The following is an 11,825-nucleotide window of genomic DNA, read 5'->3' on the forward strand; positions in this document are numbered from 1 at the left end:
AGGCATGGCTCTGTTGCAAATCTCTGAACCCGGCATGTCCACTGCGCCGCACCAGCACCGGCTGGCGGTCGGTATCGATCTGGGTACCACCAATTCGCTGGTCGCCTGCGTGCGTTCCGGCCTGGCGACCATCCTCGACGACGCCGAAGGCCATGCCCTGCTGCCGTCGGTGGTGCGCTATCACGCCGATGGCGCGGTGGAAGTGGGGTATCCCGCCCAGCGCGCGCAGAGCCTTGACCCGCACAACACCCTGATTTCGGTGAAACGCTTCATGGGACGCGGCCTGTCGGACATTGACGATGCCGGCAGCCTGCCGTACCACTTTGTCGATGCGCCGGGCATGGTGCAGATCAAGACTATTGCCGGGGTCAAAAGTCCGGTCGAGGTCTCGGCTGAAATTCTCAGGCAGCTGCGTGCGCGCGCCGAAGCAGCGCTCGGCGGCGAACTGGTCGGCGCGGTCATCACCGTCCCGGCGTATTTCGACGACGCGCAACGCCAGGCCACCAAGGATTCTGCGCAGCTTGCGGGGCTCAATGTGCTGCGCCTGCTGAACGAACCGACCGCAGCGGCGATTGCCTACGGCCTCGATAACGCATCCGAAGGCGTGTATGCGGTGTACGACCTCGGCGGCGGCACCTTCGACATTTCCATCCTCAAACTGTCCAGGGGCGTGTTCGAAGTGCTGGCCACCAACGGCGACTCGGCCCTGGGCGGCGATGACTTCGATCAGCGCGTGTTCTGCTGGATGGTGGAAAAGGGCCGTTTCCAGCCGCTGTCGGCAGGCGACATGCGGCTGTTGCTGACCAAGGCACGCGACGCCAAGGAAGCGCTGACCGAACATTTCGAAGTGCGCGTGACGGCCGTGTTGTCGACCGGCGAAATGATGGACGCCACGCTGACCCAGACCGAATTCAACGCCATGACGGCGAGCCTGCTGAGCAAAACCCTGACGCCCACCCGCAAGGCGCTGCGCGACGCCGGCCTCGCCGTGGACGAAGTGAAGGGCGTGGTCATGGTCGGTGGCTCCACCCGGATGCCGTGCGTGCGGCAGGCCGTGGCCGACTTCTTCAAGCAGACGCCGCTGACCAATCTGGACCCCGACAAGGTCGTTGCGCTGGGCGCGGCGATGCAGGCCGACGTGCTGGCCGGCAACCGGGCCGGCGACGACTGGCTGCTGCTCGACGTGATTCCGCTGTCGCTGGGGCTGGAAACCATGGGCGGACTGACCGAGAAGGTCATCCCGCGCAATTCCACCATCCCCACCGCGCGCGCGCAGGAGTTCACCACCTTCAAGGACGGCCAGACCGCGATGAGCGTGCACGTGCTGCAGGGCGAGCGTGAGCTGGCGGTCGATTGCCGCTCGCTGGCGCGCTTCGATTTGCGCGGCATCCCGCCGATGGTGGCGGGTGCGGCGCGTATCCGCGTCACCTTCCAGGTCGATGCCGACGGACTTTTGTCGGTATCCGCACGCGAGCTGAGCACCGGCGTCGAGACCAGCGTGCAGGTCAAGCCTGCGTACGGCCTGGCGGACGACGACATCACCCGCATGCTGAAAGAGGCGTTCACCCACGCCAAGGACGACATGTACGCGCGCGCGCTGAACGAGCAGGTCGTCGATGCCAACGGCCTGATCGCCGCGACCCGCGCAGCGGTGCAGGAAGACGGCGCGCTGCTCGAACCCGCCGAGCACGGTGCGATCGAGGCCAGCATCGCCGCACTTGAAAACCTGCTGACGCAGCCCGATCATCAGGCAATCAAGCGCGGTATCGAGGCCCTGAATACCGCGACCACCGACTTTGCCCAGCGCCGCATGGACCAGAACGTGCGCCGTGCGATGGCCGGCCAGAAACTGGAAACGTTTAGTTAATTCGGCTTGCAAACATCATGTTGAACGACGCCCTTATCGAGAGCCTGCGGCTGCGGCTCGAGGCCCATCCGATCTACGCGGCCGTCCGCACGCCGGACGATCTTCGGGTATTCATGCAGCACCACGTCTATTCGGTGTGGGACTTCATGTCCCTGATCAAATACCTGCAAAATGAAATCGCCCCCGCACGCTGGCCGTGGACGCCGGCCGGCGATGCCTCGGTGCAGCGTTTCATCAACGAACTGGTGCTGGAAGAAGAAACCGATATTGCGCTGCCCGGCCATGAAGGCCATACCAGCCACTTCATGCTGTACCTCGCCGCGATGCGCGAAATCGGCGCCGACGCCGATTCTCCGGCGCGCTTCGTGCAGATCGTGGCGGAGCAGGGCATTGCCGCGGCGCTCGCCACCGGCCTGGCGCCCGCGCCCTCCGCCGCCTTTACCGGCACCACCTTCGATTTTCTCGACAGCGGCAAATCGCATACCGTGGCCGCCGCCTTGGCGCTTGGCCGCGAACATGTGATTCCGTCGATGTTCCGCGCCTTTCTGTCGCGCATGGCAGTGACCGAAGCGCAGGCACCGAGCTTTCATTACTACCTCAACCGCCACGTCCATCTGGACGAGGATTTTCATGCGCCGCTGTCATTGCGTCTGCTGGCCGCCCTGTGTGGCGACGATGCGGAAAAATGGCGCGAAGCCGAAGCCGCAGCTGAGGCGGCCGTCAATGCGCGGTTGCTTTTCTGGGACGGTGTGTTAAAAGCATTGCCCAGTCAGCACGCTCAGGCAGCCTGACCGAATTTCATCCCGTAGCCCCATAAAACCATGCCTCAACTGATTGTTCTGCCCCACGTCGAACTCTGCCCCGAGGGCGCCGTGATCGATGCCAAAACCGGCGACACGCTGTGCGATACCCTGCTTGCCAATGGCATCGAAATTGAACACGCCTGCGAAAAGTCCTGCGCCTGCACCACCTGTCACGTCATCGTGCGCGAGGGCTTCAACACGCTGGCAGCGTCGACCGAAGAAGAAGACGATCTGCTCGACAAGGCATGGGGTCTGGAACCGCAATCGCGCCTGTCGTGCCAGGCACGCGTGAACGCGGCCGACCTGGTCATCGAAATCCCCAAGTACACCATCAACATGGTGAAAGAAGGACATTGACATGAAGTGGACCGACACCCTCGACATTGCGATCGAGCTTTCCGAAGCCCATCCCGAAATTGATCCGCGTACGATCCGCTTCACCGATCTGCACCGCTGGGTCATGGAATTGCCCGAGTTCGACGATGCCCCCGAACATTCCGGCGAAAAAATTCTCGAAGCGATCCAGATGGCCTGGATCGACGAAATGGAATAACAGAACGGGCGAAAAACCGAGACGCCGGGCGGCCCTGCGGGCTTCAGCTATCCCGGCCCGGTTTCAGGCTGCGCAGTTTCTTCGTTTCACCCAGCCGCTGCTTGCTTTCCAGGCGGCGTTTTTTTGAAGCCAGCGTCGGGCGGGTCGGGCGGCGCGGTTTGTCGACTTCGCAGGCTTCACGAATCAGTTCAATCAATCGATCCAGCGCATCGTCGCGATTGCGACGCTGGCTGCGATAGCGTTCGGCCTCGATCACCAGCACCCCGTCGCGGGTGAGCCGGCGCCCCGCCAGCGTGATCAGGCGCGCACGCACCGGTTCCGGCAGCGAAGGCGAATGCGCCACGTCAAAACGCAGCTGCACCGCAGTCGAGACCTTGTTGACGTTCTGCCCGCCCGGGCCCGAGGCGCGCACGAAGTCTTCCTGGATTTCGCGCTCGTCGAGCTCGATCTGGGGGTTGACGCGAATCATCACGGATTATGTCAGCCGGCGGTGCTTACCACTTCACCACATGCACGTTGTTGAGGCTGCGTCCGAGAAAACGCTCGCCTATGGTCTGGAACCTGAGCGGCACATCGGTGACGTAGAAGTCGTAGCGCGGCTCTGCGGGGCCGGGGTTGGCGAGCTGCTTGTCGGCCAGCACCGCGGCGACCTGTTCCGCCATGGCTTCGGCGGAATCGACCAGCGCGACATCGTCGCCCACCACCTGGCGCAGCAGCGGCTTCAGCAGCGGGTAGTGGGTGCAGCCGAGCACCAGGGTGTCGATGTGTTCGGCCATCAGCGGTTTCAGATAATCCAGTGCTGTCAGGCGGGTGACCTCGTGGTCGAGCCAGCCTTCTTCCACCAGCGGCACGAACATCGCGCAGGCCTGCGAATGGATGCGCGAATCGGGCGCGTAGTCATGGATGGCGCGCGCGTAGGCATTGCTGTTGATGGTGGTGGGGGTGGCGATGACGCCGATTTTCTTGCCGCCACGCGCCGACACCGCGCCGGCGTCGATCACGTCCAGCACCGGCACCGGCGATAAATCCTTGACCACCTGTGCCGCCACCGCCGCCATGGTGTTGCAGGCGATGACCAGCATCTTGACGTCCTTTTCCAGCAGGAACTGCGCGATCTGGGTGGTGAAATGGGCGATGGTCTCGACCGATTTCACGCCGTAGGGCACGCGCGCGGTGTCACCGAAATAGACGATATTTTCGTAGGGCAGGCGCTCCATCAGGGCGCGCACCACGGTCAGCCCGCCGATGCCGGAATCGAATACGCCGATGGGGGAATGTGCATTCGTGGACATGGGTGGCAGGATGGCGGGATGAGAAAGACGGCATTTTACCCGCAGGGCTGCCACGCACTGCATTCTTCGGGGAGGCAGCGAGCATGAGCGGCTGCGGTTGCGATTCGGTCTGCAGTACGGCGCCGCCCGATCCGGGCTACCGCCGCGCACTGTGGGTTGCGCTGGTGTTGAACGCGCTGATGTTCGGCGTCGAGCTGGCGGCGAGTTTTTCGGCGCAGTCGGTTTCGCTGCTGGCCGACGCGGTCGATTTCCTTGGCGACGCCGGCAACTACGCGATTGCCATCTTCGTGCTCGGGCTGGCGCCGGTGTGGCGCTCGCGCACCGCGCTGTGGAAGGGCTGGCTGATGGTCGGCTACGGCGTGTTCGTGCTTGGCAAGTCGGCCTGGCAGTGGAGCGCCGGCGTGGTGCCGGAGCCGTTCATTATGGGCTGGGTGAGCCTGCTGGCGCTGGTGGTCAACGTCGGTGTGGCGGCGCTGCTATACGCGCATCGCCAGGGTGACGCACAGGCGCGTTCGGTGTGGCTGTGCTCGCGCAACGACGCGCTCGGCAATCTGGCAGTGATGGGCGCGGCGGCCGGGGTATGGGCGACCGCACACGGCTGGCCGGATATCGCGGTGGCACTGGTGCTGGCCGGACTGGCGCTGACTTCGGGGGCGTCGGTGATCCGCCAGGCGCGCGAGGAATTGCGGAGGGCTTAACTTTCCTGCTGGCGTGCCAGCGCCCACGTGACATGCTCGCGTACCAGCGCCGAGGGATGCGCCAGGCGTGCGCCGAGCGCGGCAGCAATCGCGGGGGCGGGCGGTGCGTTGCCGAGCGCAACGGCGATATTGCGCAGCCAGCGTTCATGGCCGATACGGCGGATCGGCGAACCGGCCAGGCGGTCGTTGAAATCGGCATCGCTCCAGGCGAACAGGTCGATCAGCCGCGCGCTGTCGAGTCCGTTGCGCACCTCGAAATCCGCCAATGCGGCCGTCTGCGCAAAGCGGTTCCACGGGCATACCAGCTGGCAGTCGTCGCAGCCGTAGATGCGGTTGCCCATGAGCGGCCGCAGTTCGAGCGGGATACTGCCCTTGAGCTCGATGGTCAGATAGGAAATGCAGCGCCGCGCATCGAGCGAGTAGGGGGCGACGATGGCCCGGGTCGGACAGACGTCGATACAGGCCTGGCAGCTGCCGCAATGGCTCGTTTCGGGGGCGTCGACCGGCAGTGGCAGGTCGGTGTAGATCTCGCCCAGAAAGAACCAGGAGCCGTGTTGGCGGTTGAGCAGCAGCGTGTGCTTGCCGCGCCAGCCGAGGCCGGACTTCTCGGCGAGCGCGACTTCCAGCACCGGCGCGCTGTCGGTGAACACCCGGAAATGATGCGCCCCGGCCTCGGCGCTGATTCTTTCCGCCAACTTTTGCAGGCGGTTGCGCAGCACCTTGTGATAATCGCGGCCCAGCGCATAGCGCGCGAGGTAGGCAGCGTCGGCGTCGGCCATCACGGCATGCGGATCGGCAGCCATCGGCGGCAAATAATCCAGCCGCGCGCTGATGATGCGCAGCGTGCCCGGCACCAGCTCGGCCGGCCGGCTGCGCTTCACGCCATGCGCCGCCATATAATCCATCTCGCCATGAAAACCCTGATCCAGCCATGCCAGCAAACCGGTTTCGGCGACGCTCAAGTCGCAGTCGGCGATGCCCACCCCGGCAAAGCCGAGTTCGCGTCCCCACTGTTTGATCTGCTGCGCCAGTTGCGCTAAAGCCGTCCCATGCATAAAACCGATCATACCGTGCGCTGCCATCTGGCCGACGAGGCCGCCACGCTGGCTTTCGGCGCGCGGCTGGCGCGGGAACTCAAACCGGGCATGACGTTCTACCTCGAGGGCGATCTGGGGGCGGGCAAGACGACGCTGGTGCGCGGTGTGCTGCGCGCGCTGGGGTACGCGGGCCGGGTGAAAAGCCCGACCTATACCCTAGCCGAAACCTACAGCCTGCCCGCGTTTGAGCTGTATCATTTCGACCTGTACCGGTTGCACGATCCGCGTGAATGGCTGGATGCCGGTTTCCGCGATGTCAGCGGCCAGGCAGTGAACCTGATCGAATGGCCGGACAAGGCCGCAGGCTGGTTGCCGTTGCCCGACGTGATCGTCCGTCTGAGCATTACGGACGAAGCGCGCGAGATCGAATGCGAAGCCCAAACCCCGCGCGGCGCCGAATTTCTGGAGACATGTTGTACACCTTGTTGAGAACGCTTCTGTTGTGCAGTGTTGTGCTGGCCTCGGGTTGGGCGCAGGCGCTGCAGCTGTCGGCCACCCGCCTGTGGCCGTCGCCCGATTACACGCGAATCACGCTGGAAGCGACGCAGCCGGTGGCGCACAAATCGTTCAGCCTGGCCAATCCGAACCGTCTGGTGATCGATCTGGAAGGCGTCGAGCCCGGCCCGGCGGTGGATGCGCTGGGCAGCCTGCTGGCCGCTGACGACCCCTACATTGCCGCGATCCGCGCCGGGGTGAACCGGCCCGGCGTGATGCGCGTGGTGATCGATCTCAAAACGCCGGTGAAGCCGTCGATCTTCCTGCTGCAGCCGCTGGGCCAATATGGTCACCGGCTGGTGGTCGACCTCTATCCTGCCCAGCCCAACGCGGTTCAGCCCAACGCGGTTCAGCCGAGCCCGGCTCAAGCCAATCCCGCTCAGGCAGCACCAACGCAAACCAGCCCAGCCCAAACCAATGCGACGCAGGCAGTCGTCCCCCCGCTTGCCAACCCAGCGATCGCGGCGCAGCCCGAACCGTCCAAACCGCCCAAGGCTAGCGAGCCGCGCTATGCCCGCCTGATCACGGTGGCGATCGATGCCGGCCACGGCGGCGAAGATCCCGGCGCGAGCGGCGCTGCCGGCTCGCGTGAAAAAGATATCACGCTGGCGCTGGCGAAGAAGCTCAAGCGCAAACTCGACGTCCAGGAGAACATGCGCGGCGTACTGATCCGCGACGGCGATTATTTCGTGCCGCTCGGCCAGCGCGTGGTCAAGGCGCGCGCGCTGAAGGCCGACCTGTTCATGTCGATCCATGCCGATGCCTTCATCAAGCCGCATGCGCGCGGCTCGTCGGTGTTTGCGCTGTCGGAAAACGGCGCCACCTCGGCGGCGGCCCGCTGGCTGGCCAAGAAGGAAAACGAGGCCGACCTCATCGGCGGCATGAATATCGACGTCAAGGATCCTTCGCTCAAGCGCACCCTGATCGACCTGACGCAGACCACCACTATCAACGACAGCATGAAGCTCGGGCATGCCGTGCTGAAGGAAATCGGCGGCATCAACACGCTGCACAAGTCGCATGTCGAGCAGGCCGGATTCGCGGTGCTGAAGGCACCGGACATCCCATCGATCCTGGTCGAAACCGCGTTCATTTCCAATCCGGAAGAAGAGCGCCGCCTCAACGATCCCGACTATCAGGACAAGCTGGTGGACGCCATCGTCGACGGCATCAAGACCTACTTCGCCACGCATCCGCTGGCCGCACCCTCGCGCCTGACGCGCAACCCCTGATGGCGGGGCACGCATGACCGCCAGCCTGCTCGGCGCTGCCGCGCCCGGCTTCGACCGCCCGCTGGACGTGCTGGAAGCTTGCCACGCCCGCATCGCCAAACAGTGCGACACCCTCGAGAAGCTGCTGGCGCATCTGCCCGCGCACGGGGCCGACGCCCAGGCGCAGCAGGCCGCGCGCGCCGTGCTGAATTATTTCGATACCGCGGCCGTGCATCACCATGACGACGAAGAGCGCAACCTGTTTCCTTTGCTGGAACAGGCGAACGCTCCCGGCGCCTGCGACCTGGTCGAAACCCTGACCCTGGAGCACGACGAACAGGCCATGCTGTGGCGGCGCTTGCGGGCGCAGTTTCTGCCGATCGAAGCCGGCACCGCCGCTGAGCTGGATGGCGCGCTGGCGGCGCGCTTCATCGCCATGAACCGCGCCCATCTCGAATTCGAAAACACCCATGTGCTGCCGCTGGCGCGCCAGGTGCTGGACGCCGCCGCCCTCGAACGTCTGGGCCGCGCCATGGCGGCGCGGCGCGGTGTGTCATTCGATTCTGCATCGTGAGCATCCGCGTTCTGCCCGATGTGCTGATTTCGCAGATCGCCGCCGGCGAGGTGGTCGAGCGCCCGGCGGCTGCGCTGAAGGAAATCCTGGAAAACAGCCTCGATGCCGGCGCGACCGAAATCCAGATCGAGCTGGAGCAGGGCGGCGTCAAACGGATCCGGGTCAGCGACAACGGCTGCGGCATTCCGCGCGACGAACTCGCGCTTGCGCTGACCCGCCACGCCACCAGCAAGATCGCCAGCCTGGCCGATCTGGAACAGGTCGCCAGCCTGGGCTTTCGCGGCGAAGCGCTGGCCTCGATTGCGGCGATCGCGCGGGTGCAGCTCACCAGCCGCTTTGATCACAACGGCGCTGATTCCACCAGCGCCGGGCATGCGTGGGCGCTGCAGGTCGACGGCGGCCAGCTGGGCGAGCCGGCGCCGGCCGCGCGCGGCGCCGGCACCACGCTCGATATCCAGGACCTGTTTTTCAACACCCCGGCGCGGCGCAAATTTCTCAAGACCGAAGCCACCGAATACGCGCACTGCGCCGAAGCGGTGCGGCGACAGGCGCTGTCGCACCCCGACACCACCTTTATCCTCAGCCACAACGGCCGGGTGCAGCTGCGTTTTCCGGCCGCCACCGCCGCCGCGCGGGTGCGGCAGGTGCTGGGCGAGGCGTTCGAATCCAACACGGTGGCGGTCGACGCCGCGGCGGGCGGCTTGCACGTGTCCGGCTGGGTGATCCGTCCGGGCGCGGCGACGGCCAGCCGCGACAGCCAGCACGTGTTCGTCAACGGCCGCTACGTGCGCGACAAGCTGATCGTCCACGCGCTGCGTGAAGCCTACCGCGACGTGCTGCATCACCAGCTGAACCCGGCGTATTGCCTGTTCATCAGCCTGCCGCCGGACGGCGTGGACGTGAACGTGCATCCGGCCAAAACCGAAATCCGCTTTCGCGACAGCCGCGGCGTGCACCAGTTCCTGTTCCATGCGGTCGAGCGGCTGCTAGCCGCGCCGGCGGCGGCAGGCGAGACGGAACCGGCTTCCCCGCAGACCGGCACCCAGGCGGCTGCGTCGCCGTTTGCTGTGCCGCAGCCCTGGCAGACCGCGATGCCGCTGCAGGTGAACGAGGCGATGGCTTTCTATGCACCGCTGGGTCAGGGGTCAGGGGTCGGGGGCCAGGATTCAGGGGGGGCTGTCGCGCCTGCGGAGCAGTCTTTCCCGGCAAGCGGGCAGGGCGACGCCCCACCGCTCGGCTACGCCATCGCGCAACTGCACGGCGTCTACGTGCTGGCGCAAAACACCCAGGGACTGGTGCTGGTCGACATGCACGCCGCCCACGAGCGGGTCGTTTACGAAAAGCTCAAGGCCGCGCTCGACGCCCGCGCCGTGCCTGCGCAAACCCTGCTGATCCCCGTCGCACTGACGGTGGACGCGCGCGACGTGGCGGAAATCAGCCCGCATCTGGAGGGCCTGCGCGGCATCGGGTTTGAAGTGTCGATCACGTCGCCTACCTCGGTGGCGGTGCGCTCGGTGCCCTGGCTATTGAAGAATGCCGACCCGGTCGAACTCACCCGCGCCGTGCTGCACGAAGTCGCCGAATTCGGCGTGGCGCGCCTGCTCGCCGACCGCCGCAACGAACTGCTCGCCACCCTGGCGTGCCATGGCGCGGTGCGCGCCAACCGCCACCTGACGCTGCCCGAAATGAACGCCCTGCTGCGCGAAATGGAAGCCACCGAGCGCGCCGGGCAGTGCAATCACGGCCGTCCCACCTGGTTTCAGATCAGCCTCAGGGAGCTGGATGCGATGTTCATGCGCGGGCGCTGAACGCAAGCTTTAACACTTGCCCCCTATATCACCTGTCATTCCACCTGGTCACTCCACTTGAAAGCAACTGAACTCCGCCGTCCCGAGCTGCTGGCCCCCGCCGGCTCGCAATCCATGCTGGAAACCGCGCTCGCCTTCGGCGCCGACGCGGTGTATGCCGGCCAGCCGCGCTACAGCCTGCGCGTCCGCAACAACAGCTTTCGCGACGAAGTGGCGCTGGGCGTCGGCATCGACTACGCGCACAGCCGCGGCAAGCTGTTCTATGTCGTCAGCAACATCTTTCCGCACAACAGCAAGCTCAAAACCTACCTCGCCGACATGGCGCCGGTGGTCGCCCTCAAGCCCGACGCGCTGATCATGGCCGACCCTGGCCTGATCGACATGGTGCGTGAAACCTGGCCCGACATGCCCGTGCATCTTTCGGTGCAGGCCAACACCATCAACTACGCGGCAGTGCGCTTCTGGAAAAAACTCGGCATCAGCCGCGTCATCCTGTCGCGCGAACTCTCGCTCGACCAGGTCGCCGAGATCCGCCAGGAATGCCCGGACATGGAACTGGAAGTCTTCGTCCATGGCGCGCTGTGCATCGCCTATTCCGGCCGCTGTCTGCTTTCCGGCTACTTCAACCACCGCGATCCCAACCAGGGCGCCTGCACCAACTCGTGCCGCTGGGAATACGACACCAAACCCGCCACCGTCGCGCCGGACGGCGACGTGTATTTGCTGGAAGAGAAAGAGCGCCCCGGCAGCTACCTGCCCGTCGAAGAAGACGAACACGGCACCTACATCCTCAACTCGAAAGACCTGCGCGCCATCGAACACGTGCAGCGGCTGACCGAAATCGGCGTCGACTCGCTCAAGATCGAAGGCCGCACCAAATCACCCTACTACGTGGCGCGCACCTGCCAGAGCTACCGTCAGGCCATCGACGACGCCATCGCCGGCCGCCCGCTCGACCCCGCCCTGCTGCGCGAACTCGACGGCCTGGCCAACCGCGGCTACACCGGCGGCTTCTACGAACGCCACCCGGACCGCGAATACCAGAATTACCTCAAAAGCCACTCCGAATCCGACCGCAGCCTGTATGTCGGTGACGTGCTGGCGTACAACGCAGCCGGACAGGCCGAAATCGAAGTGAAAAACCGTTTCTCGGTCGGCGACCGCATCGAACTCATCCATCCGCGCGGCAATCTGGAGCTGACGATTGCCAGCATGCAAGGCCGGGACAACACCCCGGTCAGCGTCGCGCCGGGCAGCGGTCACCGCGTGAGCATCCCCCTGCCGGCGGGGTACGAGGGCGCGTTTGTTGCGCGGTTTGTGGCAGAGGGCGGGGGAAGTGACTCAACTCGACCCCAAACCGCTCTGCGGGCTGCAGGTTATTGATTCGGCCTGATGAAGTTTGAAACGGCACGGAAGCCCAGCTTGTC

Annotated in this window: 13 protein-coding genes; 10 read left to right on the plus strand and 3 right to left on the minus strand. The window is 65.2% G+C overall.

What is annotated here, in order from left to right; all coding sequences use genetic code 11:
- The first annotated feature begins 4 nt into the window (after positions 1 to 4).
- From hscA to iscX, 4 genes are read left to right on the plus strand one after another with little or no spacing between them, the layout of a single operon-like run.
- Positions 5 to 1,867: a Fe-S protein assembly chaperone HscA gene (gene hscA, locus IV098_RS05300; protein WP_296886779.1), complete on the plus strand. Its 1,863-nt coding sequence runs from the start codon at positions 5 to 7 to the stop codon at positions 1,865 to 1,867.
- Between the two features lie 17 nt (positions 1,868 to 1,884).
- The gene (locus IV098_RS05305; RefSeq protein WP_296886780.1) at positions 1,885 to 2,658 is read left to right on the plus strand and encodes a DUF3050 domain-containing protein; all 774 of its coding nucleotides are present in this window, start codon (positions 1,885 to 1,887) and stop codon (positions 2,656 to 2,658) included.
- 30 nt (positions 2,659 to 2,688) lie between these two features.
- On the plus strand, positions 2,689 to 3,027 hold the full coding sequence (fdx, locus tag IV098_RS05310; protein ID WP_296886781.1) for an ISC system 2Fe-2S type ferredoxin: 339 nt from the start codon (positions 2,689 to 2,691) through the stop codon (positions 3,025 to 3,027).
- Entirely contained in the window at positions 3,023 to 3,223 is a 201-nt protein-coding gene (gene iscX / locus IV098_RS05315; RefSeq protein WP_296887079.1) for a Fe-S cluster assembly protein IscX, read from the plus strand. Before fdx ends, iscX begins: the two co-directional genes overlap by 5 nt.
- Before the next feature lie 43 nt (positions 3,224 to 3,266).
- Here the strand turns inward: iscX and arfB are convergent, their stop codons facing one another.
- Both arfB and murI read right to left on the minus strand, forming a co-directional pair.
- The gene (gene arfB / locus IV098_RS05320) at positions 3,267 to 3,692 is read right to left on the minus strand and encodes an alternative ribosome rescue aminoacyl-tRNA hydrolase ArfB (protein WP_296886782.1); all 426 of its coding nucleotides are present in this window, start codon (positions 3,690 to 3,692) and stop codon (positions 3,267 to 3,269) included.
- A 25-nt stretch (positions 3,693 to 3,717) separates the two neighbouring features.
- Positions 3,718 to 4,515, minus strand: a complete 798-nt coding sequence (gene murI / locus IV098_RS05325) for a glutamate racemase (protein WP_296886783.1) — start codon at positions 4,513 to 4,515, stop codon at positions 3,718 to 3,720.
- 83 nt (positions 4,516 to 4,598) lie between these two features.
- On the opposite strand from murI, the gene IV098_RS05330 reads away from it, so the two are divergent.
- The gene (locus IV098_RS05330) at positions 4,599 to 5,213 is read left to right on the plus strand and encodes a cation transporter (protein WP_296886784.1); all 615 of its coding nucleotides are present in this window, start codon (positions 4,599 to 4,601) and stop codon (positions 5,211 to 5,213) included.
- On the opposite strand, the gene queG is transcribed toward IV098_RS05330, so the two are convergent.
- Positions 5,210 to 6,280 carry a tRNA epoxyqueuosine(34) reductase QueG gene (gene queG, locus IV098_RS05335; RefSeq protein WP_296886785.1) on the minus strand — a complete coding sequence of 357 codons (1,071 nt, stop codon included), beginning with the start codon at positions 6,278 to 6,280 and terminating at the stop codon, positions 5,210 to 5,212. The two genes, IV098_RS05330 and queG, sit on opposite strands and share 4 nt — an antisense overlap.
- Between queG and tsaE the strand changes: the two genes are divergently transcribed.
- From tsaE to IV098_RS05360, 5 genes are all read left to right on the plus strand, one after another.
- Entirely contained in the window at positions 6,263 to 6,739 is a 477-nt protein-coding gene (gene tsaE / locus IV098_RS05340; protein ID WP_296886786.1) for a tRNA (adenosine(37)-N6)-threonylcarbamoyltransferase complex ATPase subunit type 1 TsaE, read from the plus strand. The genes queG and tsaE overlap by 18 nt on opposite strands.
- Entirely contained in the window at positions 6,721 to 8,037 is a 1,317-nt protein-coding gene (locus IV098_RS05345; protein ID WP_296886787.1) for an N-acetylmuramoyl-L-alanine amidase, read from the plus strand. Before tsaE ends, IV098_RS05345 begins: the two co-directional genes overlap by 19 nt.
- A 13-nt stretch (positions 8,038 to 8,050) precedes the next feature.
- Positions 8,051 to 8,590, plus strand: coding sequence for a hemerythrin domain-containing protein (locus tag IV098_RS05350; protein WP_296886788.1), 540 nt, complete (start codon positions 8,051 to 8,053; stop codon positions 8,588 to 8,590).
- Positions 8,587 to 10,398, plus strand: a complete 1,812-nt coding sequence (mutL, locus tag IV098_RS05355) for a DNA mismatch repair endonuclease MutL (protein WP_296886789.1) — start codon at positions 8,587 to 8,589, stop codon at positions 10,396 to 10,398. The genes IV098_RS05350 and mutL overlap by 4 nt, the downstream gene beginning before the upstream one ends.
- Positions 10,399 to 10,512: 114 nt before the next feature.
- The gene (locus IV098_RS05360; RefSeq protein WP_296887080.1) at positions 10,513 to 11,781 is read left to right on the plus strand and encodes a U32 family peptidase; all 1,269 of its coding nucleotides are present in this window, start codon (positions 10,513 to 10,515) and stop codon (positions 11,779 to 11,781) included.
- Positions 11,782 to 11,825 lie beyond the last annotated feature (44 nt).

This window comes from Thiobacillus sp., assembly GCF_018780105.1.
Classification (GTDB): domain Bacteria; phylum Pseudomonadota; class Gammaproteobacteria; order Burkholderiales; family Thiobacillaceae; genus Thiobacillus.

Bases quoted from the DNA above. Each gene is read 5' to 3' on its own strand.
- hscA (WP_296886779.1), top strand. From the start codon at position 5: ATGGCTCTGTTGCAAATCTCTGAACCCGGCATGTCCACTGCGCCGCAC.
- IV098_RS05305 (WP_296886780.1), top strand. From the start codon at position 1,885: ATGTTGAACGACGCCCTTATCGAGAGCCTGCGGCTGCGGCTCGAGGCC.
- fdx (WP_296886781.1), top strand. From the start codon at position 2,689: ATGCCTCAACTGATTGTTCTGCCCCACGTCGAACTCTGCCCCGAGGGC.
- arfB (WP_296886782.1), bottom strand. From the start codon at position 3,692: ATGATTCGCGTCAACCCCCAGATCGAGCTCGACGAGCGCGAAATCCAG.
- murI (WP_296886783.1), bottom strand. From the start codon at position 4,515: ATGTCCACGAATGCACATTCCCCCATCGGCGTATTCGATTCCGGCATC.
- IV098_RS05330 (WP_296886784.1), top strand. From the start codon at position 4,599: ATGAGCGGCTGCGGTTGCGATTCGGTCTGCAGTACGGCGCCGCCCGAT.
- tsaE (WP_296886786.1), top strand. From the start codon at position 6,263: ATGCATAAAACCGATCATACCGTGCGCTGCCATCTGGCCGACGAGGCC.
- queG (WP_296886785.1), bottom strand. From the start codon at position 6,280: ATGATCGGTTTTATGCATGGGACGGCTTTAGCGCAACTGGCGCAGCAG.
- IV098_RS05345 (WP_296886787.1), top strand. From the start codon at position 6,721: ATGTTGTACACCTTGTTGAGAACGCTTCTGTTGTGCAGTGTTGTGCTG.
- IV098_RS05350 (WP_296886788.1), top strand. From the start codon at position 8,051: ATGACCGCCAGCCTGCTCGGCGCTGCCGCGCCCGGCTTCGACCGCCCG.
- IV098_RS05360 (WP_296887080.1), top strand. From the start codon at position 10,513: ATGCTGGAAACCGCGCTCGCCTTCGGCGCCGACGCGGTGTATGCCGGC.